We start from the raw sequence: 21766 nt of genomic DNA on the forward strand, positions 1-21766 counted from the left end.
AACTGTCCCCCTCCTGGTACGTCGAAGCCCTGAACTACATCAAGGCCAACCACGGCGTCTCCGGCGATCCCGGCGTCATCGCCAACAACTACATCGACTACGCCATCGCGGCCCTCGTCTGATCCCGCTCCGAGCCTTCGTTCCCTGAGGTTCGTTCGCTCCCTGCTCTCAAGCCCCCCTCACGGGGGGCTTTTTTGTTGCGCAGGCGCTTCGCCAGGAGGCTGCGGCTGTCAGCATCGGCAGCATCTGAGCAGCAGTCTGCGGGCCATGAGCGGCAGCGGCGATTCCCAGGCCATCCCAGCGGAGGGCGATCCGATCGACGAGGCGGAAGCGCTGCGGCGCCTCCGGTGCAGCGACGATCCCTCGGCCCAGTACTACGCCGCCTGGTGGCTGGGGCGGGCGCGCAGCAGCCATCCCGACACCGTGCCCCTGCTGCAGTTCGCCCTGCAACAGCGACGCGCCCGTGACCCCGGAGCCGGCGTCGAAGAGAACGCGGTGGCACGGAACGCCGCCCGGGCCCTGGGCAAGCTCGGACCGGCCGCCACCCCGGCCATCGGCGACCTGCTCGAGACCCTGGACGACCCGGATGATGGACTGCGGGAGGCGGCGGCACGAGCCCTCGGTGACCTCAGGGCCGCCATTGCCGTCGAGCCCTTGCGGCGACGCCTGGCCAGTGGACCAGCGGGGGCCGGCGCCCAGCAGAGCAACAGCCCCCGCTTGGTGGAACCCTGCGAGGCCCTGCTGGAGGCCCTGGGGGACATCGGTGTGGCCAGCGACGAAGTTGTGGCGGTGATCCGTCCCTTCGTGGAGCACGAACGCCCGCTGATCCGCAGCGCGGCCTGCCGCGCCCTGCTGCAGCTCACCGGCGAGGCCCACTGGGGGGAGCAGCTGGTCGTGCTGCTGCAGCATCCCCAGCTGCAGGTGCGGCGCGCCGCCCTGATGGACCTGGGAGCGGCGGGCTGGCGGCCTGCCCTGCAGCCCATTGCCGCCACCCTGGCGGAGAACAGCCTCAAGCTGATTGCCCTGCGGGGCCTGGTGGAGCAGGGCGACGATGCCGCCACCCAGGTCGATTCTGAGATTGCAGCGGTGCTGGAGGCGATGGATGCCCTGCTCTGAGAGCCTGAACCGATGACGCTTCCCGCTTCAACGACGGGCGAAACCGCCGATCTCCAGCTCACGCAGGAGCTGATCGAGCGGGTGGAACAGGCCAGCACCGCCCTGGAGTTGCTGCAGGCCACCCAGGCCCTCGCCGCCGCCGCCCACCCTGCCGCTGCCCCCTGCCTGGTGGACGTGCTCGGCTTCAACAATCCCGGCGCCGCCGTGGCCGCGGTGGATGGCCTGATCGCCCTGGGGAACCAGGCCGTGGAGGCGATCCTGACCAATCTCGATGGCTACAACTACGGCGCTCGGGCCTGGGCCGTGCGTGCCCTGGCCGGCATCGGCGACGTGCGGGGCCTGGAGGTGCTCGAAGACGCCCTGGCCCAGGACATCGGACCGAGCGTGCGCCGTGCTGCCGCCCGGGGGCTCGGTCAGCTGAAGATGCAGGAGCTGGCGGAAGCCCCCCGTGCCGCCCTCGTGCAGCGTTGCCTGGGAGCCCTGGAGGCGAGCTGCGGCGATGGCGAATGGGTGGTGCGCTACGCCGTGGTGGTGGGCCTGGAATCCCTGGCCGCCGAGCTGAGCCCCACCGCGGAGCTACGGCCACGGCTGCGCCAGGCGCTGGAGGGTCTCAGGGAGAGCCACCTTGAGGCCACGGCCGTGGTGCGCCTGCGGGCGGAGCAAGCCATCCACCGCCTGGAGGCGCAGCATGGCTGAACCGCGTCTGCTGTTCGTCTGCCTCGGCAATATCTGCCGCTCCCCCGCTGCGGAGGGGGTGTTTCTGCATCTGCTGGCCCGCGAGGGCCTGGAGCAGGCCGTCGTGGTGGATTCGGCCGGCACCGGCGGCTGGCACGTGGGCCGGCAGGCCGACCCCAGGATGCGGGCCGCCGCGGCCCGGCGCGGCATTGCTCTGCCAAGCCGGGCCCGCCAGATCGAGCGCGCTGACCTGGACCGCTTCGATCGCATCCTGACGATGGACGAGGACAACCTCAGGGCGGTGAAGAGTCTGGCCCGCCCAGGACGGAAGGGATCAGAAAGGACAGGCGCAGAGGGAACAGACGGGGATGGGGCAGCCCACGGTGGCGCCCTGATCGAACCGATCACCAACCACTGCCGCCGCTTCAGGGCGCGGGAGGTGCCGGATCCCTACTACGGCGGCGACGAGGGCTTCGAGCAGGTCCTGGATCTGCTCGAAGATGCCTGCGGCGGCCTGCTGGAGGAGCTGCGCCGCAGTCTGGAGTGAGACAGGCAGCCGGGGCTGCCCATCGCATCAGCAGCCCCGCTGCCCTGCAGGCGCTGGTCAATCCTGCAGGGGCACAGCGGGCCAGGCATCCTCTGGCACCCGCTCGCGGAACAGGTCGACGAGCCGCTGAATCACGGCCTCGATCGTCAGACCATCGGTGACCAGAGCGACCGCATCCTCGGCCTGCAGCAACGGCGCCACGGCACGGGTGGAGTCGAGATGATCCCGCTCGGCGATCTGCGCTTCCAGCTCCGCCAGGGGCGGCACCGCGAATCCCCGCTGCTCAAGATCCAGGGCGCGCCGGCGGGCCCGCTCCGCCGGCGTGGCGGTCAGGAACACCTTCAGCTCGGCGTCGGGGAACACGGCGGTGCCGATGTCGCGGCCTTCCGCCACCAGGCCTCCCCTGCGGCCCAGCGCCTGCTGCTGGCGTGTGAGTACGTCGCGAACGCAGGGCTGGGCCGCCACCTGCGACACCAGGGCCGTCACCTCGGGGGCGCGGATCGCCTCGGTCACATCGTGCCCATCGATCGTGACCCGCTGGCTGCCGTCCTCCGCCAGGCTCAGCTGCAGTTCGAGGGCCTGCAGCTGCGAGGCCAGGCCGGCGAGAGCGGCCGGATCGAGGCCCTGGCGCTGCACCCACCAGGTGAGGGCCCGGTACATCGCCCCCGTATCGAGGTAGAGCAGGCCCAGCCGCTGGGCGAAGGCACGGGTCACGGTGCTTTTGCCGGCACCGGCGGGGCCATCGATGGCAACGATCGGGGAGCGGCGCATCAGAAAGGTGTGATCGATCAGGCGACTGGAGCCGCAGCGGGCAGCCACCGCCAGCAGGCCGAGCGGGCCCGCCTGCAGCAGAGGCTGGAGTCCATGGGGCTCCACCAGCTCCACATACTCCACTGCCAAGCCCGCCGCTTCCAACGGCGCCCGGACAGCCTCCAGCAAAGGAGCGGCCTGCCGCTCACCGCGGCGATAGAGCTCAGTGGCCCGGGCCAGGGCAGCGGGGAGCGTCGCCGCCTGCTGCCGCTCCGCCGGGCTGAGGTAGCGATTGCGGGAGCTGCAGGCCAGCCCATCAGGGTCCCGCACGGTGCCGCAGCCCTGCACGGTCAGCGGCAGGGCCAGATCCGCCACCACACGGCGCAGGATCACCAGCTGCTGCCAGTCCTTCTCCCCCAGCAGGAGCCGATCAGGACGCACCAGCGCCAGCAAGCGAGCCACCACGGTGGCCACCCCCTCAAAGTGAGCGGGGCGCTGGCGACCACAGAGCGAGGCCTGCAGCAGGGCCGGCGGCTGGATGCGGGTGAGGGCCGCCTCACCACCCGGAACGATCTCGTCCGCATCCGGAGCAAACAGGGCGTCGGTGCCCGCCGCCGCCGCCAGGTCGGCGTCGGCCGTCAGATCCCGCGGATAGCGCTCGAAATCCTCACCGGCGCCGAACTGCAGCGGGTTGACGAACACACTCACCAGCACGGCCGGTGAACTGGAGCCCACCCCCCGAGCCGCCCGACGGATCAATTCCTGATGGCCCCGGTGCAGCGCCCCCATGGTGGGCACGAAGTGGAGTGGGCGACCCGAGGCGCGGATCTCGGCGCACCAGCGCCTCAGCTCCGTTCGCGACGTGAGCAGGGGAAGGGGCAAGCGGGACACAGGATCAACAGCAAAAGCCCATCCGCCAGATTGACGGATGGGCCAGGGGGCTGAGGCCGCCAAGGGCTCAGCGCAGGACTTCGAGCTTGACCGAAGCAACACCGCTGGCGACGACACCGAGATCCCGAGCCGCGCCATGGGCCAGGTCGATCACCCGGTTGCCGTGGAAAGGACCGCGGTCATTGATGCGAACCACAGCGCTGCGGCCATTGCTGAGGTTGGTGACCCGCACCTTGGTGCCGAAGGGGAGGGTGCGGTGGGCAGCCGTGAGGGTGCCAGGGCGGAACACTTCACCACTGGCGGTGCGGTTGCCGAAGAAGCCGGGCCCGTACCAGCTGGCCTGGCCGCTGAGCACCTGCGCCACTTCGGGAAGACGGACGGGAGCCGAGGCCAGAGGCACGATCGGAGCCTGCTGCATCAACGACGGCCTGGCAGGAGTCGCAGACTCCTCGATCTGGCGAATGGCAACAGCCGGGCTCTGCACAGACGACGACGCCAGCGCGAGATCCGAAGACCCTTTGACGGGAGCCACATCGACGGAAAGGCCGTCAAGGGCACCATTCAAAGAGAGAGGAGTGCTTCTGCCGACATCCGCGATGGCGGGGAAGACAGAACCGGCGCCAGAAATCAGGGCGGTGAGAACACCGAGGGAAAATGTTGCTCGCATAACAGGCGAAACTCGCCGCACCATGCAACGGTCACCAAGGATTCAGGTGACCAGTTGACGATGACTTCGAACCTCGATTTTGGAAGAGAAGGAGGAAGAAGCCGTCGGCGGAGTTCCTATCGGGAAATCACAACGAGCCGAACTTAACCGCACTGCACCAGCAAATTGGTTAGCCATGGACAGGCAACTGCTGATCAGGAACTGTCATCATTCGCCAGATTCTTGACACCTACAGGCTTCCTCGGCCCTTTGCCAGTCCCGGGCCATCAGCAAGACCAATCGCCTCCATAAGCTGCACTGATCGAAATTTGTGCCGATCTGGGAATCGGCCACCGCCTTCATGGGTAGTTGGGCGCCTGGAGGGCGGACGCAGGGGGTGGGGAGCGAGAAGCGGCAGGATCGGTGGCAGACGAGCGACGACCGGAGCCCTCCTGGATGGATTACCGCACGGCTGGAGTGGATGTGGTGGCGGGGCGAGCCTTCGTTGATCGCATCCGCAGCAGCGTTGAATCCACCCGCCGCCCGGAGGTGGTGGGTGGCCTGGGCGGCTTCGGCGGGCTCTGCCGCCTGCCCGAGGGCCTCAAGCGCCCGCTGCTCGTGTCAGGAACCGATGGGGTGGGCACCAAGCTGGAGCTGGCCCAGGCCCATGGCCGCCATCACGCCGTCGGCATCGACCTGGTGGCCATGTGCGTCAACGACGTGATCACCAGCGGCGCCGAACCCCTCTTCTTTCTCGACTACATCGCCACCGGCAAGCTCAGCCCCGAGGCGATGGCGGCCGTGGTGGAAGGCATCGCCGACGGCTGCCGCCAGAGCGGCTGCGCCTTGCTGGGCGGCGAAACGGCGGAGATGCCCGGCTTCTACGGCCCCGGCCGCTACGACCTGGCCGGCTTCTGCGTGGCCGTGGTGGAGGAAGACGAGTTGATCGACGGGCGGGCGGTGCAGGCGGGCGACCGGATCCTGGCGGTGGCCAGCAGTGGCGTGCACAGCAACGGCTTCAGCCTGGTGCGCCGCATCCTGGAGATCAACCACGTCACCCCGGACACACGGCTGCCCCAGACCGGAGAGCCCCTGATCGACAGCCTGCTGCAACCCACCCGCCTCTATGGATCCCTGGTGACGGGACTGCGGCAGCGGCGCCTGCCGCTGCACGGCATGGCCCATATCACCGGTGGAGGCCTGCCGGAGAACCTGCCCCGCTGCCTGCCGAACGGGCTCCATGCCGCCATCGAGGCCGGCAGCTGGGAGCGACCGGCCCTGTTCCGCTGGCTGCAGCAGAGCGGCGAGGTGCCCGAAGCCGACCTCTGGAACACCTTCAACCTCGGGGTGGGCTTCTGCCTTGTGGTGCCGCAGACAGCCAGCGAGGCGGTGCTTGAGGCCTGCCGCGACCTGGGCCACCAGGCCTGGCTGCTCGGAGAGGTGCGGCAAGGCGAGGCGCCAGAGGAGGCTCCACTGGCCGGTTTGCCGTACTGAACCCAGCCGCCATTGCGCCGGTGGGGTCATCCGCCCTGCTTAACCTTCCCCAGCGTCCGCTCCTCCGTTCCCGCGGGACACGGCAGCGAGGCCTGCGGTCGCTGCGCGCCGAATGTCATTCGTTTTCTGAACCATGTTCGATACCTCCAAACGCATCACCCGGCGACGTAGCTCCGCCGGGCCCAGGCCTCCGGTCCGTCCACAACGCCCCCGCGAAGGATTCACCGGGCCTCGCAGCGGTGGCCTGCGGCCCACCTTCCTGGCCCTGCGGGATCATGGAAAGGTCTACGTGGCCGATCTGCCGCGGCTGTCGGATGGCCAGCTGGCCCACGTGTCCAAGGAGGCGCAGGAGGTGCTGGAAAGCCTGCGGCGGCGTCTGGAGGAACTCGAAAGCCAGGTGTCCCTCAGCGAAGCCGAGCAGGACACCCGCATCCGGGCCTCGACCAAGCGGGACGTGACCGAACGGTTCATCGGCGCCATTCAGGAGGAGCAGGAACTGCGGCGCAGCAACCCGGCGTTGCGGGCCGCCGCCGGCGAATCCCTGGCCCGCGCCTTCCTGGAAGTGGCACGCCACCGGCTGCCCGGCGCCACCTTCGACTCCCTGCTGCAGGAGGCATTGGAAGCCTGCGGGCCGGATGGGTCCGAGGAGAGCGAACCGAGCGAAGCGACTGAAACCGGAGGTTCGCCAGCGCCCCTGCTGCGGCGGCTGGATGGTCCGGTCGTGGTGGCGGCAGCCGAGGAGCGCCCACGCGCCCTGCCGGTGGTCCTCACCCCAGCCCCCGAACCGGCCGAAGCGATCGGCTGATCCAGATCGGCTCAGCCGCTCTGGAAGGGATTGCCAGGCATGCGGACCCGGTTGGCAAGGGCGAGAGCATCCAGCCTCTGACGCTCCGCCTCGCTCAGCGTCCAGGACAGGGCCGCCGCTGCCGCATCGACCTGCTCCGGTCGCCGCAGCCCAGGAATCGGCATGGCGCCATGGGCCCGGCACCAATTGAGCGCCACCGCCGCTGGCGTGGCGCTGCGGAAGCCGGCGATCTCCTGCAGGGCCTGCAGCAGCGGTTGGGCCGCCGGCAACAGCCGCCGCTGCAGGGCGCCCCGGGGTCCCGAGAGCGATGGCGCCACCTCTCCAGGGGACTGGCCGAGCACCCCAAGGGCCAGGGGGCTGTAGGCGATCAGGGCGATGCCCAGCTCGCGACAGACCGCCGCCACCCCATCAGCAGCGAGCGGCTCAGGGGCAAGCAGGGAGAGCTGCACCTGCAGGCTGAGGATCGGGATACCGCGTTCTGCCAGACGGGCCTGCACCTGCCGCAGGCGCCGCGGCCCCATGTTCGACAACCCCAGACCGGCCACCTCTCCTGCGCTCACCAGATCGGCGAGGCCTTCAAGCAGCGGCGCTTCCTGCCAGGGCGCATACCGGGCCGTGCTCCAGTGCAGCTGGACCCGGTCCAGTTTTCCCTGGAGTCGCCGGCGCGAAGCGGCGAATGCCCGGCGGAATCCCCCCCGACCCCAGCGCCAGGGGAAGGGAGCCAGCTTGGTGGCCACGGTGAGGCGCTGCTGTTCCAGGGGCGAGAGGGCCGCGCAACAGCGGCCCAGCAGCTCCTCGCTGCGGCCATCGAAGCGGCCCGTGCCGTAGGAATCCGCCGTATCGAAGAACTGCAGGCCCCGGGCCAGGGCTTGCCGGAAGGTGGCCTCCAGCTGGGGATCCTGGGAGGGCTCGTAGCCCCAGAGGAGCCGGTTACCCCAGGCCCAGGTGCCGACACCGATCCCCGGCTGGGCGGTCTGCAGCGCCATCTCCCGAACCCCATGAACGGAAACGCCATGATCGTGTGCCGCTCCCCACTGCCCCCAGCCCGATGTCCTCCCTGCCCGCAGAACCCAGCGCGGCTCAGGCCAGCGCCACAGCCGGCGCGGCGGTGGCGCTGGCTGCCAAGCCTGCAGACCCAGCCGTGCACCACCAGCCTGATCGTGTGCTTTGTCAGCACTGCGGCCGCACTGCCAGCAACGACATCAGCTGCCAGGGCATCTGCGTGGCTGATTCGGGCTACTGAGTCTCGGAAAAGCCGCCAACACCGGCAGCGGTGCCACGATGCCGAGGCGCAGCGTGCCGAATCTGGTGAGAGCGGCGATCGCCATGGCGCTCTGCCTGAGCTTCGGGGCCAGCGGTGTTCTCGTGGCCGATGCGGCAGCAGGCAAGCCCCCGGAAGACTTCGGTCGCTGGGAAACAGCCGTGCGCGACTGCCAGTGGCAAGCGCTCAGTCTTGAGGTGGCACCAGCCCAACCTGATGCGCCTGCGCCACAGCGGGCGGCTCGAGTGACCCAACGCGTCGGGGCAGCCCGTCCTGCCAACCGGACGCAAGACGCAAGCGCCGAGCAATTCTTGAAGAGGCCGCGGCCTCCACACCCCCCTCCGCCCCTGCCAAGCCTGGAGGAGAGCACCGCAAGGGGCCCTGGGGACAGTGACACGCCCTCGGGGACGACCAGCGAGCCCTCTGCCGCCCCTGCCAAGACACCCGCGAGAGCTGCGGCGGCCCCGCTGAAGGCAGCGGCTCTACCGAAGGCCAACCACGGCAGCAGCGCCCACCTGCTGGTGGGGGAACCAGCAGACGGCGCCAAGACGAACCGGGGCTGCCAGAGCCTGCGGCTCGATCAGCTGATGGAAGGACTGCTCAGCATCCAGGTCATCGGCAGCGGGCGTGGCTCCCGCTTCGCCAGCGAGCAACTGATCTTCGTGGGATTCCTTGAGCCAGGTAGCGCCTCCCTGCAGTGCCAGGAAGGTCGGTGCAGCCCCCAATGGCCCCTGCTGGTGAAGGTGAGCACGGTCGCCAGCCGCAGCTACGACGAGCAGGGGTTGATCACCAGGCTGCCCAGCAGCCGCCTGGCCCGGGGGGAGTGCCGCCTCGATCGACACCACTTCCTCTGCGAAGCCCATGACGGGGACGGTGGGCTCTGGCGCGTTGAGGGCAACCACTGAGTGCGACCCCTGAGTGCGACCACCGAGGGCGTTCACCGAGTGCCCCGCAAAGGGTTGCAACAACCACTGGCGGGCCTACAGATTTCCTTTAGGATTGGCCCATCGGAGGACGTCATGCTCCACACCACATCGCTGCTTGCCCTGGTGGGCGCCGTCGGATTCGCACTGCTCTCGGTGGTGTTCGGCATCTTCACCTGAGCGCAGGCTCGCGGCCACACGGCCCAGAAGCTGGAGATCGAGCTCAGCACCAGCATGAACTCCGGATGGAGTTCGGATCATCAAGGCGGCACCCAGATTCGAACTGGGGGTAAAGGATTTGCAATCCTCTGCCTTACCACTTGGCCATGCCGCCGACCGGGGAGCAAACTCCCTGCAGCGGATCGTATCAGCCATGGCATGCCCTCCCGTCTGCTGGTCCTGAGCAACGGCCACGGCGAGGATCTGATCGCCCTGCGCATCCTTGAGGCCCTGCGGGAGCAGCAACCGGACTGCCAGCTGACGGTGATGGCCTTGGTGGGCCTTGGCCAGACCTACGCGGCGGCCGAAGCCGCCGGCTGGCTGCAGGTGGTGGGCCCCCGCCGCTCCCTGCCCAGTGGTGGCTTCAGCAACCAGAGCCTGCGGGGCCTGCTGCGTGACCTGCGGGCCGGCCTGCCCCTCCTCTCCCTACGGCAGTGGCGCTGGGTGCGGCGCTGGGGACAGGCCGGCCATCCGGTGCTGGCGGTGGGGGATCTGCTGCCCCTGCTGCTGGCCTGGAGCGGCGGCGGCCCCTACGGCTTCGTGGGCACCCCCAAGAGCGACGCCACCTGGGCCACGCCGCCGCCACCGGGCTGGGGCCGGCCCGGCCTCGACGACCGCTATCACCGCTGCAAGGGCAGTGAATGGGATCCGTGGGAATGGGCGCTGATGCGCGCCGCTCCCTGTCGTCTGGTGGCCGTGCGCGACCGGCTCACGGCCCGCGGCCTGCGGCGCCACGGCGTCGCCGCCCTCGCCCCGGGCAACCCGATGATGGATGGCTTCCAGGCCGAGGCCGCGCCCATCGGCCTGCGCCACGGTCGGCGACTGTTGCTGCTGCCCGGCAGCCGCCTGCCGGAAGCGCTCGGCAATCTGGAGCGTCTGCTCGAAGCCGCGCTGCAGGTGCGGGTCAACGGCCCGCTCCACCTGCTGCTGGCCTGCGGCAACCAGCCCACCAGCGCGGAGCTGGCCCCGCTGCTGCGCCGGGCTGGCTTCAGCAGCGCCTGCCTGAGCGCGGAGCAGGACGCGATCGGAGCGCGGGACCGCTGGCGGGCGGGCAGCATCGACCTGCTGGTGGGTCCAGGCTGCTTCGGCCGCTGGGCGGCCTGGTGCGAGCTGGGGCTCGCCACCGCCGGAACCGCCACCGAGCAGCTGGTGGGGCTGGGGGTGCCGGCCCTCTCACTGCCGGGCCCCGGGCCGCAGTTCAAGCCGGGGTTCGCCCGCCGCCAGTCCCGCCTGCTGGGTGGGGCGGTGCTGCCCTGCCACACACCTGCCGAACTGGCCCGCACGGCGACGCGCTGGCTGGACGAGCCGGAGCTGAGGCGGCGGCTGGGAACCATCGGCCGCCGCCGCATGGGCCCCGCCGGCGGTAGCCAGCGATTGGCGGAGCTGATCAGGCAGCACCTGCTGGCGTAAGCACCGGCCCTGGCAGTCCGCCGCTGCGGCGGATGATGAGCGGAGCCTCAGACCCTGCCCATGGTTGCCATTCCCGACCGCACCTACAACGCCGCCTGCGGCCGGCTGGCCAGCCGGTTGGGGGTGAGCCTCGCTTCCGCCCGCCGCAAGGTGGACGTGCGGGCCAGCCAGGAAGCCCTGCGGGACGTGGCCTCCAAGGTGGCGCTGGCCGAACGGATGCTGGAGGAGGTGATCGCCAGCGGAGTCGACAACGAGGCTCTGCTCTCCTCGGTGCTGGGGGCGGTGAGCAGCGAGGAGTATTTCCTCGATGAGGACTGAACCGGGACGTGCACTGCCTGCAAAGACAACTGTCTGAGATCAGGCTGAGATCAGGCCGGCACTGGGCGCGGAACTGGCGGCTCAGCGGTTGCCGCCGCTGGAGTGCTCGAACAGGAGCGGAAAGCGGTGGCGATCCAGCTCGGCGAACACCGGCAGACAACCAAAGCAACGCAGCGCCAGATCCCAGCGGTCTTCCCGCTTCAGCATGGTCTCAAGCTGATCGCGGGCAGGCAGCAGATAGCGCACATCCCCGGCGGCATAGGCCAGCTGGGCCTCGCTGAGGTCTTCGACCCGGCCCCAGTCAGAACTCTGGGCCTGCTTGTCGAGCTCCACCCCCACGAGCTCCTGCACCACATCCTTGAGACCGTGCCTGGGGCTGTAGGTGCGGCCCAGGCGACTGGCCACCTTGGTGCAGAAGATCGGATCCACCGCGATGTCGAGATTCTCGGCCAGGGCCGCCACATCGAAGCGGGCGAAGTGGAACACCTTTTCGATCGCCGGGTTCTCCATCAGGGCCTGGAGCCGCGGCGCCGCGTCCTGGCCGCGGGCCAGGCGAATGCAGCAGACGTTGTCGTGGTCGTCGCAGATCTGCACCAGGCAGAGCCGGTCGCGGCCGTGGATCAGCCCCATCGCCTCCGTATCCACCGCCAGGGCCCGGGCTCCGGCGTAGAGCGCCTGCCACTCGGCATCGAGATCCCCGTCAAACACGGCGAAACGGGCGGGGGCGGAACCGGGGGCCGGGGCCATGGCAGCGACAGGCAGGTCCCACCATCGTGATGGAGCGCCCGCTCAGGCAGGCCGGTCAAGAGCGGCGGGATCCATGGACTCCCCATTCCGTCCACAATGGGGATCCTTCACACCGCGTCCGCCCGGCGGCACGCTGCTTGCCCCGCCATGCCCACCCTGGGTTCCACCTTCCTGCTCACCCTGCTGCTGGCCATCGGGCTGGTGTTCTTCCTGCGGGCTGCCAGCAAAGACCGCACCACCGTGGTGGAGGTGCATTCGCCGCGGCCACCGGTGGAGGTGCTGCAGGGCCTGAGTGACTGGCTCACGGCGCGGGGCTGGCAATCGGCAGGCGGCGATCCGGATCTCCGTCTGCTGCGCTTCCAGGGACAGGTGGGCTCCAGCACCGCCCTGGCGCTGCTGCTCTCGCTGCTCGGAGGCATCGGCGCCGCCTGCCTCGGCCTGGTGCTGCGCCAGTTGCTGCCCGCCCTGGGCTGGTGGCCGCTGTTGCTGGCCCTGCTCGGTCCGGCGGCGGGGTTGCTCTACCGGCGCCGCGCCGAGCGGGCCGAAAGCGTCGAGTTGCGCCTGATCAACGACGAGTCGGCCAGCGGCAGCACCCTGCGCCTGCGCGCCCACCGGGACGAACTGATCGCCCTGGAAGTGGAGCTGGGTTCGCAGCTGGAGCTGGCCAGCGACGGCGCCCTGCTCAGTTCGCCGATCTGATCGATCCGAACATCCTCCCGAAGCAAGCAATCCAAAACACAGCACCACCGTCACCTGCCTGATTGCAGCGGTTCCATCCCCGCAACCATCACGGTTTCCCTTCTCCCCCTTTACCCCCCATGCGGGTTCTGCGTCTGTCTCTGCTCACGGCCCTGCTGCTGGCGCCGCTGCTGAGCGCGGCCGGGGCCCGCACCCCCCTTATGCCAGGCAGCGACCCCCTGACGGGCCCGCGCTCCAGGCTGGCCAAGGACTGGCTGGGGATTCGCCCCGTGACACCCTCCATCCCGATCCTGGTGATGGCAGGCCATGCCGATTCGCAAGCGATGAATGGCTCGGGCACCAGCGGCGCCGCCGTGGATCTGGGAGGTGCCGCACCGATGGATCCCAGCATGCGGGACGAGCTCTACTGGAACCTGCTGACCGCCAGGGCGGTGGTGGAGCTGGGCCGCCAGAGCGGCCTCAACATCGTCTTCTATGAGCCGCCGGCCCGCACGATCGCCGAGGCGGACGATCCGCGCACCAACTGGAGCGTGGGGCGGAACCATGTGGCCCAGGGCGGCTATGCCCTGGAGATCCACTACGACGCCTACGGCCCCGATGGCGTGGGCTCCGGCCTGATCCCACCCCTGACCCCCTGGAGCCGCTCACGCCTGGATGAAAGCCTGGCGGCGGCCTTCGGGCCCTATCCCCTCGGCTACCGAGGCGGCCTGGGAGCACCGCGCCGCGGCATCGCCATCCTCGAAATCGGCAAGTTGGAAGGCCCGCTGGAAGACAGCCTGCGGGATCCGCAGCGCCGCCAGGCCACGATCGAGGCGATCGCCGGCCGGGTGGTGGAGGCCCTCAGAGCCGGGGTGACGAGCCCCTTCAGCCCACCGCCTGATGGGGTTGGCAGCGCTCCACGAGGGTCGAGTCCTCGAGCCAGTTCTGCGGCCTGGTGAACACCTCGGTGAGCAGCGCCTCGCGGCTGCCCGCCTCGGGCGTGTAGCCGTATTCCCAGCGCACCAGCGGCGGCAGCGACATCAGGATCGATTCGGTGCGGCCATTGGTCTGCAGGCCGAAGATCGTGCCCCGGTCGAAGACCAGATTGAATTCCACGTAGCGGCCGCGGCGGTAGAGCTGGAAGTCGCGCTCCCTTTCGCCGTAGGGGGTGTCCTGGCGTTTCTCGGCGATCGGCACATAACTGGGCAGGAAGGCGTTGCCACAGGCGCTCGCCAGGGAAAACAGCTGCTCCCAGGTCTGGGGCAGCGGACCGATCGCCGTGGCGGCCGCCGCCGCCAGACCGCCTGGATCCTGGCCCTTGTAGAGCATGCCGCCGGGATCCTGATAGTCGTAGAAGATGCCGCCGACGCCGCGGGTCTCAGCCCGGTGGCGCAGGAAGAAATACTCGTCGCACCAGGGCTTGAACACCGTGTAGTAGGCCGGATTCACCGAATCGCAGGCGGTCTTGAGCGTCTGGTGGAAATGCTGGGCATCCTCCAGGAACGGGTAATACGGGGTGAGGTCGGCACCGCCGCCGAACCACCACACCGGCCCCGCCTCGAAGTAGCGGTAGTTGAGGTGAACCGTGGGGATGTAGGGATTGCGCGGATGCAGCACCATCGAGGTGCCGGTCGCGAACCAACGCTGGCCCGCCGCCTCAGGACGCTGGCTGAGGATCGAAGGCGGCAGCTGGTCTCCCTCCACCTCGGAGAAGTTGACGCCCCCCTGCTCGAACACCCGACCGTTCTTCATCACCCGCGAACGGCCGCCGCCGCCCTCGGGCCGCTCCCAGCTCTCTTCCTGAAAGCGGCCCTCGCCATCGAGCTGCTCCAGGCCGGCGCAGATCGAATCCTGCAGACCCATCAGCAGGGCCTTGGCACGGGCACGGGAGTCGGCGGGGGGCATCTCCATGAAGGCGGGCACCGCTGGGGCTGGGAAGGTGGCTTCACCATTCCAGCCCGCCGGGTCCCCAGACAAGGCTTCGAGAGCGTCTGTCACGGGTTCGTGTGCTGTTTCACCAGGGGCATCGCAAGCGCGACGGACCCGGCCTGACAGCGGCCGCCAGCGCTCTCCTTAGGATCCAGCCACCAGTGACCCGCCGGCATGGCCACCCCTGACCAGGCGCACGCCGCCCTCCAAGCCCTTCAGGATGCCGGCAGCGGCCGCGGCCTGATTGAGCTGGAGTGGATCCAGCAGGTGCGGCTGCAGGAGCGGCGAGCCGTGTTCCGGCTGGCGCTGCCGGGCTACGCCAACAGTCAGCGGGAGCGGATCGTGGCCGAGGCCCGTGCCGCCCTGCTCGCCCTCGATGGCATCGACGACGTGCAGATCGAACTGGCCCAGCCGGTGCAGCAGGGGTCCCCGATCGGCGGCGCCGGCCATGGGCCGGGCCAGCTGCCGGAGCGGCAGGCCATCCCCGGTGTGCGCCAGGTGATCGCCGTAAGCAGCGGCAAGGGCGGTGTGGGCAAGAGCACCGTGGCCGTGAACCTGGCCTGCGCCCTGGCCCGCCGCGGCCTGCGGGTGGGCCTGCTGGATGCGGACATCTACGGCCCCAACGCCCCCACCATGCTCGGCGTGGCCGACCGCACCCCCGAGGTGCGCGGCAGTGGCGACAGCCAGATCCTGGTGCCGATCGAGAGCTGTGGCATCGCCATGGTGTCGATGGGCCTGCTGATCCAGGACAACCAGCCGGTGATCTGGCGGGGGCCGATGCTCAACGGCATCATCCGCCAGTTCCTCTATCAGGCCGACTGGGGCGAACGGGACGTGCTGGTGGTGGACCTGCCCCCCGGCACCGGCGATGCCCAGCTGAGCCTGGCCCAGGCCGTACCGATGGCCGGGGTGGTGATTGTCACCACACCCCAGCAGGTGTCGCTGCAGGATGCCCGCCGCGGCCTGGCGATGTTCCTGCAGATGGGCGTGACCGTGCTCGGCGTGGTGGAGAACATGAGCGCCTTCATCCCCCCCGATGCGCCTGACAAGCACTACGCCCTGTTCGGCAGCGGCGGCGGCCAGCGCCTGGCCGATGAAGCCGGTGTTCCCCTGCTGGCGGAACTGCCCCTGGAGATGAGCGTGCGCGAGGGCGGTGACAGCGGCCTGCCGGTGGTGATCAGCGCCCCGGAATCGGTGACGGCCCAAGCCTTCGGTGCCCTGGCCGAGCGGATGATGGCACTCACTCCGGCGGCGGCCTGATCCATGGCCAGCGCCCTGGCCCGCTCCAGCGCGGCGGGCCGCCGCGGCCTGTTCTCGAAGCGACGGGCCTGGCGCCGTCGCCCGCTGCAGGACGTGGACCTGATCCTCTGGGGCATTCCCCTGGCGATGACCCTGGTGTCGGGCATTCTGATCGCCAGCACCCAGCGCCAGGCCCCCTACGCCGAGTGGTATCAGCACTGGATCACCGCGGCGGTGGGGATGGTGCTGGCCCTGCTGCTGGCCCGGGTGCCGCTGAAGCGGCTGCAGACCCTGCAGTGGCCGATCTACGGCCTGACCGTGGCCAGCCTGGTCGCCGTGCGCGTGATCGGCACCTCGGCCATGGGGGCCCAGAGCTGGATCAACATCGGTGGCTTCTACGTGCAGCCCTCCGAATTCGCCAAGCTGGCGGCGATCCTGCTGCTGGCCGGCGTGCTGTCGCGCTACCCGGTCGAGCGACCGGTTGATCTGCTGCGCCCGGCGATGGTGATCGGACTGCCCTGGATCCTGGTGTTCATCCAGCCGGATCTGGGCACCTCCCTGGTCTTCGGCGCCGTGCTGCTCACCATGCTGTTCTGGGCCGGCATGCCCCTGGCCTGGGTGCTGCTGCTGCTATCACCCCTGTTCACCGCCATCCTCTCGGGCACCCTGCCCTGGGCCCTGGCCGGCTGGATCCCGCTGATGGGAGTGATCGCCTGGCGCTCCCTGCCCTGGAAGCGGCTGGCCCTCTCGGTGGTGCTGGCGGTGCAGGGGCTGTTTGCCGTGGCCACCCCATGGCTGTGGAGCCACGGCCTCAAGCCTCACCAGCGGGATCGTCTGGTGATGTTCCTCGACCCCTCCAAGGACCCCCTGGGCGGCGGCTATCACCTGCTGCAGAGCAAGGTGGGCATCGGCTCCGGCGGGCTCTGGGGCACCGGATTGATGCAGGGCAACCTCACCAAGCTGCGCTTCATCCCGGAACAACACACCGATTTCATCTTCAGCGCCCTGGGAGAGGAGACCGGCTTCCTGGGCACCATGCTTGTGGTCGGCGGCTTTGCCCTGCTGATGTGGCGGTTGCTGCAGATCGCCGGCAAAGCCACCAGTGATTTCGAATCCCTGGTGGTGGTGGGGGTTGGGGCGATGCTGATGTTCCAGGTGGTGGTGAACATCAACATGACCATCGGCCTCGGACCGATCACCGGCATTCCCCTGCCGTGGCTGAGTTACGGGCGATTCGCGATGTTGGTGAATTTCATCGCCCTCGGCCTGTGCGCCTCGGTGAACCGCCAGACCCGTGCCAGCCGCGGGCGCTGGTGATGCAGCACGGCTCCACGACGCTGGCGGCATTGCGCCAGAGCCTGGCCGCCGCCGTACCGGCAGGCCGCAGCGACGAGGACGGCGTGCGCCGCCAGTGGTGGGCGGCCCTGGCCACCCTGCAGGAGGATTTCCTGCTGCCGCAGCCCCCCTTGCGGGGCCTCTGGCTGGCGGCACCCCTGCCCGCCCTCTACGAACCGGAGCTGCTGCAGCACCTCAAGGGCTGGGTGTGGGCACCGGAGAGCCTCGAGCGGTTGCAGGGCCCCGTCGCTCCCCTGCTGCCAGGCGCCGCCGGGTCAAGGGGCACACCAGCGCCTGGACAACTTCCCGGGTTCGAGCGGCTGCAGCTCAGCGAGGACGACGGCAGCGATCCCCTGCTGCTGCTGATCACCCCACGCCTGCAGGTGGCCCTCTGCCTAGATGGCCCCCCCCGGGAGCGGCGACTGGTGGCCCGCTTCGATCCAGCCGGCCTCTCGGCCGCCCTGACCCTGCTGGATCGGCGCCTGCAGCAGCAGCGCCCCAGCGCCGCCGCCGACCTGCGCAGCTCCCTGCAGGAGCTGGGCCCCCTGGCCAATGCCGAGGATGTCGCCCTGCGCTTCTGGCCGAGGCTGGCGGAGCGGCTGGGGACGATCGCCCCCAGCCTCACCCTGCAGCCGCTGGTGCATGGCGGCAACCGAGCCGAGACCCCACGGGCGGTGAGCAGCGAACTGGCCCTGCTGGAGGCGCTCACCCATGAGGTGCGGACCCCCCTGGCCACAATCCGGACCCTGATCCGCTCGCTGCTGCGCCGCAGCGATCTCTCAGCCGTGGTGCGCGAGCGCCTCGAACAGATCGACGGCGAATGCAACGAGCAGATCGATCGCTTCGGCCTGATCTTTCACGCCGCCGAGCTGCAACGCCAGCCCGAGAGCGACGAGAGCGGCCATGGCGAACGGGAACGGCTGGCCCGCACCGATCTGAGTGCCCTGCTGCGCCAGCTGGAACCGCTGTGGCAGCGCCAGCTGGAACGGCGCGGCCTGCAGTTCGAGCTGCGGCTGGCCGATGAGCTGCCACCGGTGCTGAGCGATCCGAGCCGGCTGGAAACGATGCTGGGCGGCCTGGTGGACCGCTTCAGCCGCGGCCTCAGCGGCGGCAGCCGGGTGCGGCTCAGCCTCCAGCCTGCCGGCAATCGGCTCAAGTTGCAGATCTGCAGCGAAGGGGCCCGGCCGCAGCGCCCCGAAGACGGTCGACGGGTGGGACCCGTGCTGAGCTGGGACCCCGAAACCGGCAGCCTGCAGCTCAGCCGGCAGGCCACCCAGCGGCTGTTCCATCGGCTGGGCGGACGGCTGGCGGAGCGCTCCGGCAGCGATATCACCGTCTTCTTCCCCGTGTGCTGAACGGGCGGGTCTCGGGCGCCCTGGCGATCGGACGGTTTGTTGACGGGTGTGAAGACTGCCGAGAGGGTGGCGGAACCACGAAAATCACGGTGCTAGTTTCCGCCTGAAACGGTCTGCCGACTCCCCATCCAGGAACAGCTATGACAGCAACGGCGCTGAGCGGTCAACTCCCGAAGTACATCGGCAGCACCGGCGGCCTCCTGAACTCCGCCGAGACCGAAGAGAAATACGCGATCACCTGGACCAGCAGCAAGGCCCAGGCCTTTGAGCTGCCCACCGGTGGTGCGGCTGAAATGAACGAAGGCGAAAACGTGATGTATTTCGCCCGCAAGGAGCAGTGCCTGGCCCTGGGCACCCAACTGCGCACCAAGTTCAAGCCCAGAATCGAGGATTACAAGATCTACCGCATCTATCCCGGCGGTGACACCGAATATCTGCACCCCAAAGATGGTGTCTTCCCCGAGAAAGTGAATGAGGGGCGCTCGATGGTGGGTCACACCCCCCGTCGCATCGGCGACAACCCCAATCCCTCGGCTCTCAAGTTCAGCGGCAAGAACACCTTCGACGCTTGAGCCGTTCTGGCCAAGACCTATAACAGCGGGGCTAGGCGCCCCGTTTTTTTTGCCCGCCTGCCGCTGCAATGGTCCCTTCCGAGCGCCCCAGCCAGCGCACCACCGGTCTCGACGGGGATGTCCTGGACGGAGGATGGTTCGATGAGGCCTTCCACGCCCAGGTGGCGGCAGGCCTCAGCTTCCTGCCGCTGTGGAAACGCTGGCCCGCCGACCTGGAGACGCCCCTGACCACCTGGCTGAAGGTGGGCCAGGCCAGCCGCCATGGCGTGCTGCTGGAGTCGGTTGAGGGGGGCGAACGCCTGGGGCGCTGGAGCTTTGTGGTGAGCGATCCGCTCTGGACACTGACGGTGCGCGGCGAGGAGGGGGAACGCTGCTGGCGCGACGGTCGCCGCGAAAGCCTGCACGGCAATCCCTTCGCGCAGCTGCGCCAGGCCCTGGAGCCGGTCCGCCCGGCACCGGTGCCGGGCCTGCCGCCGGTGGGGCAACTGTTCGGCTTCTGGGGCTATGAGCTGATCCACTGGATCGAACCCACCGTCCCGATCCATGCCACCGACCCCCTGGGGCCACCGGATGGCTGCTGGATGCTGGCCGACAGCCTGCTGGTGTTCGACCAGGTGAAACGCCAGATCACGGCGGTGTCCTACGCCGATCTCAGCGGCGGCGCAGATCCGGCCCATGCCTGGCAGGAAGCGTTCGAACGGATCGAGGCTCTGGAGGCCCGCATGCAGGCTCCCCTGCCCTCCGGCCTGACGCCCCTGGCCTGGAACGACCGCGCCGAACTGGCCGAACCACCCAGCAGCAACCGCAGCCAGGCCGACTTTGAAGATGCCGTGCGTCAGGCCCGCGCCCACATCGCCGCCGGCGACGTCTTTCAGCTGGTGCTGAGCCAACGCCTCGAAAGCCACGTGGCCCGGGACCCGTTTGACCTCTACCGCAGCCTGCGGATGGTCAACCCTTCGCCGTATATGGCCTTCTTCAATTTCGGCGGCTGGTACCTGATCGGCTCCAGTCCTGAAGTGATGGTGAAGGCGGAACCCTCCACCGATGGCAGCGGCGCCATCAAGGCCTCCCTGCGGCCGATTGCCGGCACCCGTCCCCGCGGTGGCGACGAATCCGAGGACCGGGCCCTGGAGGCTGAGCTGCTGGCCGATCCGAAGGAGCGGGCCGAGCACGTGATGCTGGTGGACCTGGGCCGCAACGATCTGGGCCGGGTCTGCAGGCCAGGCACGGTGAAGGTCACCGATCTGATGGTGATCGAGCGCTATTCCCACGTGATGCACATCGTCAGTCAGGTGGAGGGTCTGCTGGCGGCGGATCGAGACGTCTGGGATCTGCTGATGGCCTCCTTCCCGGCAGGCACCGTCAGCGGCGCCCCCAAGATCCGGGCCATGCAGCTGATCCATGCGCTGGAGCCCAGCGCCCGCGGGCCCTACTCGGGGGTGTACGGGGCGGTGGATCTGGCAGGGGCCCTGAACACAGCCATCACGATCCGCACGATGGTGGTGCTGCCCGCCGATGACGGCGGCTGGCGGGTGCAGGTACAGGCCGGCGCCGGACTGGTCGCCGATTCCCAGCCCACCGCCGAATACCAGGAAACCCTGAACAAGGCGCGCGGCATGCTCAAGGCCCTGGCCTGCGTGCAGGCTCCAACGCGGCACACCTCCGGCAGCGAGGTCCGGGCATGAGCTGTCCTCTGCTGCCGAAGGGATTTGAGGTGGAACTGTTCACCGGCCGGGCCGACGGCACAGTGGTGGGCTGCTCCGCCGAAGTGGCCCGCCAGTTCCCCGATTTCGTGACCGAGCCGGATCGGCGCAACCTCGAATACACCACCCCGCCGGAAGCCAGTTACCAGCGCCAGCTGGAGCTGCTGCTGGAACCGCGGCAACGGCTGCGGCCCTGGCTGCAGCAGCGGCAGCTCACCCTGCTGCCGGGCAGCACCCTGAGCCTGGGGGACAGCCGTCACTTCGAGCGATCGGATCCAGACAACCCCTATCACGGCTATATCGAGTCCACCTACGGCACCCTGGTGGTCACCGCCAGCGTGCACATCAACCTGGGCCTCACCGACATGCCGGCCCTGTTCGCTGGGCTGCGGCTGCTGCGCTGTGAGGCGGCCCTGCTGCTGGCCCTGAGCACCAGCTCCCCCTTTCTCGATGGCGCGGTGACGGGCGCCCACTCGCAGCGCTGGCTGCAATTCCCGCTCACCCCTGCGCAGGTGCCGCTGTTTCGCGATCACGCTCACTACGTGGAGTGGATGGCGGAACAGCTGGCGGCTGGATCGATGCAGAACGTGCGCCACCTCTGGACCTCGGTGCGGCCCAACGGGGACGCCAGGCCCCACAAGCTCAACCGGATCGAGATCCGCATCTGCGATCTGATCACCGATCCGCTGCTGCTGCTGGCGGTGACCGCCTTCGCCGAACTGCGCCTGCACCAGCTGCTGGCAGACCCGGCAGCCCTCGATCCCCTGCGGGCCAGTCCCCTGGACTCCCAGGACCTGGCCCAGCTGGCCGATGCCAATGATCAATCCGCCGCCCGCTCCAGCCTGTTGGCCCCTCTGACCCACTGGCGCTCGGGCCGCACGATCATCGCTGCCGACTGGATCCGCGAGAGCCTCGAGACGATGGCCCCGCTGGCGAGCGAACTCGGTCTCACCAGCGTGCTGGCCCCGGTGCAGCAGGTGATCGACCAGGGCAATCAGGCGATGCGCTGGCTGGAGTGGCAGCGATCCGGCGCCACCATTGCAGAGATCATCGCCAGCGAGGCGCAGGTGATGGAACAGCAGGAGGTCTTGGGCGCGGAGCCCAACGAGACAGACACCAAACCCCCTTTGGGATGATCATGACCCGTACCGCC

22 protein-coding genes, 1 tRNA gene and 1 pseudogene are annotated in these 21766 nt (G+C 69.3%); 18 read left to right on the top strand and 6 right to left on the bottom strand.

Annotated features, from left to right (window positions below; all coding sequences use genetic code 11):
- The 4 genes and pseudogenes from KQ310_RS09455 to KQ310_RS09470 all read left to right on the top strand — a co-directional run.
- Positions 1-122 (top strand): annotated as a pseudogene (locus KQ310_RS09455) (phycocyanin subunit alpha); the annotation flags it as partial.
- A 145-nt stretch (positions 123-267) separates the two neighbouring features.
- On the top strand, positions 268-1116 hold the full coding sequence (locus KQ310_RS09460; RefSeq protein ID WP_259721515.1) for a HEAT repeat domain-containing protein: 849 nt from the start codon (positions 268-270) through the stop codon (positions 1114-1116).
- A 12-nt stretch (positions 1117-1128) separates the two neighbouring features.
- Positions 1129-1812, top strand: coding sequence for a HEAT repeat domain-containing protein (locus tag KQ310_RS09465; protein ID WP_259721516.1), 684 nt, complete (start codon positions 1129-1131; stop codon positions 1810-1812).
- Positions 1805-2338 carry a low molecular weight protein-tyrosine-phosphatase gene (locus KQ310_RS09470; RefSeq protein ID WP_259721517.1) on the top strand — a complete coding sequence of 178 codons (534 nt, stop codon included), beginning with the start codon at positions 1805-1807 and terminating at the stop codon, positions 2336-2338. The genes KQ310_RS09465 and KQ310_RS09470 overlap by 8 nt, the downstream gene beginning before the upstream one ends.
- A gap of 57 nt (positions 2339-2395) precedes the next feature.
- On the opposite strand, the gene KQ310_RS09475 is transcribed toward KQ310_RS09470, so the two are convergent.
- Positions 2396-3970 carry a bifunctional pantoate--beta-alanine ligase/(d)CMP kinase gene (locus tag KQ310_RS09475; RefSeq protein ID WP_399238088.1) on the bottom strand — a complete coding sequence of 525 codons (1575 nt, stop codon included), beginning with the start codon at positions 3968-3970 and terminating at the stop codon, positions 2396-2398.
- A gap of 76 nt (positions 3971-4046) precedes the next feature.
- Entirely contained in the window at positions 4047-4646 is a 600-nt protein-coding gene (locus tag KQ310_RS09480) for a septal ring lytic transglycosylase RlpA family protein (protein WP_259721518.1), read from the bottom strand.
- 435 nt (positions 4647-5081) lie between these two features.
- Between KQ310_RS09480 and purM the strand changes: the two genes are divergently transcribed.
- Positions 5082-6119 carry a phosphoribosylformylglycinamidine cyclo-ligase gene (purM, locus tag KQ310_RS09485; protein WP_259721600.1) on the top strand — a complete coding sequence of 346 codons (1038 nt, stop codon included), beginning with the start codon at positions 5082-5084 and terminating at the stop codon, positions 6117-6119.
- Between the two features lie 133 nt (positions 6120-6252).
- Positions 6253-6924: a hypothetical protein gene (locus tag KQ310_RS09490; RefSeq protein ID WP_259721519.1), complete on the top strand. Its 672-nt coding sequence runs from the start codon at positions 6253-6255 to the stop codon at positions 6922-6924.
- 11 nt (positions 6925-6935) lie between these two features.
- Here KQ310_RS09490 and KQ310_RS09495 read toward each other — a convergent pair whose 3' ends face one another.
- Complete coding sequence (locus KQ310_RS09495) at positions 6936-7910, bottom strand: aldo/keto reductase (protein WP_259721520.1); 975 nt, start codon at positions 7908-7910, stop codon at positions 6936-6938.
- Between the two features lie 62 nt (positions 7911-7972).
- Here KQ310_RS09495 and KQ310_RS09500 point away from each other — a divergent pair, with 62 nt between their 5' ends.
- Both KQ310_RS09500 and KQ310_RS09505 read left to right on the top strand, forming a co-directional pair.
- On the top strand, positions 7973-8167 hold the full coding sequence (locus tag KQ310_RS09500) for a hypothetical protein (protein WP_259721612.1): 195 nt from the start codon (positions 7973-7975) through the stop codon (positions 8165-8167).
- Between the two features lie 38 nt (positions 8168-8205).
- A complete protein-coding gene (locus KQ310_RS09505) occupies positions 8206-9090 on the top strand; it encodes a hypothetical protein (RefSeq protein ID WP_259721521.1) in 885 nt (294 codons plus the stop codon).
- 281 nt (positions 9091-9371) lie between these two features.
- Here KQ310_RS09505 and KQ310_RS09510 read toward each other — a convergent pair.
- A tRNA-Cys gene (locus KQ310_RS09510) sits at positions 9372-9442 on the bottom strand.
- 44 nt (positions 9443-9486) lie between these two features.
- On the opposite strand from KQ310_RS09510, the gene KQ310_RS09515 reads away from it, so the two are divergent.
- Positions 9487-10737, top strand: coding sequence for a lipid-A-disaccharide synthase-related protein (locus KQ310_RS09515; RefSeq protein ID WP_259721522.1), 1251 nt, complete (start codon positions 9487-9489; stop codon positions 10735-10737).
- A gap of 60 nt (positions 10738-10797) precedes the next feature.
- On the top strand, positions 10798-11055 hold the full coding sequence (locus KQ310_RS09520; protein WP_259721523.1) for a hypothetical protein: 258 nt from the start codon (positions 10798-10800) through the stop codon (positions 11053-11055).
- Positions 11056-11136: 81 nt separating this feature from the next.
- On the opposite strand, the gene KQ310_RS09525 is transcribed toward KQ310_RS09520, so the two are convergent.
- Positions 11137-11802: a ribonuclease D gene (locus tag KQ310_RS09525; RefSeq protein WP_259721524.1), complete on the bottom strand. Its 666-nt coding sequence runs from the start codon at positions 11800-11802 to the stop codon at positions 11137-11139.
- 147 nt (positions 11803-11949) lie between these two features.
- Between KQ310_RS09525 and KQ310_RS09530 the strand changes: the two genes are divergently transcribed.
- Positions 11950-12501 (top strand): cofactor assembly of complex C subunit B, encoded by a 552-nt coding sequence (locus tag KQ310_RS09530; protein WP_259721525.1) that lies wholly within the window; start codon positions 11950-11952, stop codon positions 12499-12501.
- 119 nt (positions 12502-12620) lie between these two features.
- Complete coding sequence (locus tag KQ310_RS09535) at positions 12621-13439, top strand: hypothetical protein (protein WP_259721526.1); 819 nt, start codon at positions 12621-12623, stop codon at positions 13437-13439.
- Here KQ310_RS09535 and hemF read toward each other — a convergent pair.
- Positions 13366-14391, bottom strand: coding sequence for an oxygen-dependent coproporphyrinogen oxidase (hemF, locus tag KQ310_RS09540; RefSeq protein WP_259721601.1), 1026 nt, complete (start codon positions 14389-14391; stop codon positions 13366-13368). The two genes, KQ310_RS09535 and hemF, sit on opposite strands and share 74 nt — an antisense overlap.
- A 192-nt stretch (positions 14392-14583) precedes the next feature.
- On the opposite strand from hemF, the gene KQ310_RS09545 reads away from it, so the two are divergent.
- The 6 genes from KQ310_RS09545 (at position 14584) to gshA (ending at position 21749) form a co-directional block, all read left to right on the top strand.
- On the top strand, positions 14584-15669 hold the full coding sequence (locus KQ310_RS09545) for an Mrp/NBP35 family ATP-binding protein (protein WP_259721527.1): 1086 nt from the start codon (positions 14584-14586) through the stop codon (positions 15667-15669).
- Positions 15670-15672: 3 nt separating this feature from the next.
- Positions 15673-16965, top strand: coding sequence for a rod shape-determining protein RodA (gene rodA / locus KQ310_RS09550; RefSeq protein ID WP_259721528.1), 1293 nt, complete (start codon positions 15673-15675; stop codon positions 16963-16965).
- Positions 16965-18338 carry a sensor histidine kinase KdpD gene (locus KQ310_RS09555; protein ID WP_259721529.1) on the top strand — a complete coding sequence of 458 codons (1374 nt, stop codon included), beginning with the start codon at positions 16965-16967 and terminating at the stop codon, positions 18336-18338. Before rodA ends, KQ310_RS09555 begins: the two co-directional genes overlap by 1 nt.
- A gap of 140 nt (positions 18339-18478) precedes the next feature.
- Positions 18479-18910 (top strand): photosystem I reaction center subunit II PsaD, encoded by a 432-nt coding sequence (locus tag KQ310_RS09560; protein WP_259721530.1) that lies wholly within the window; start codon positions 18479-18481, stop codon positions 18908-18910.
- 68 nt (positions 18911-18978) lie between these two features.
- Entirely contained in the window at positions 18979-20595 is a 1617-nt protein-coding gene (locus tag KQ310_RS09565) for an anthranilate synthase component I family protein (protein WP_259721531.1), read from the top strand.
- Positions 20592-21749, top strand: a complete 1158-nt coding sequence (gene gshA, locus KQ310_RS09570; RefSeq protein ID WP_259721532.1) for a glutamate--cysteine ligase — start codon at positions 20592-20594, stop codon at positions 21747-21749. Before KQ310_RS09565 ends, gshA begins: the two co-directional genes overlap by 4 nt.
- The last annotated feature ends 17 nt before the right edge of the window (positions 21750-21766 follow it).

Source organism: Synechococcus sp. CS-1328 (genome assembly GCF_025128095.1).
Lineage (GTDB): Bacteria > Cyanobacteriota > Cyanobacteriia > PCC-6307 > Cyanobiaceae > CBW1002.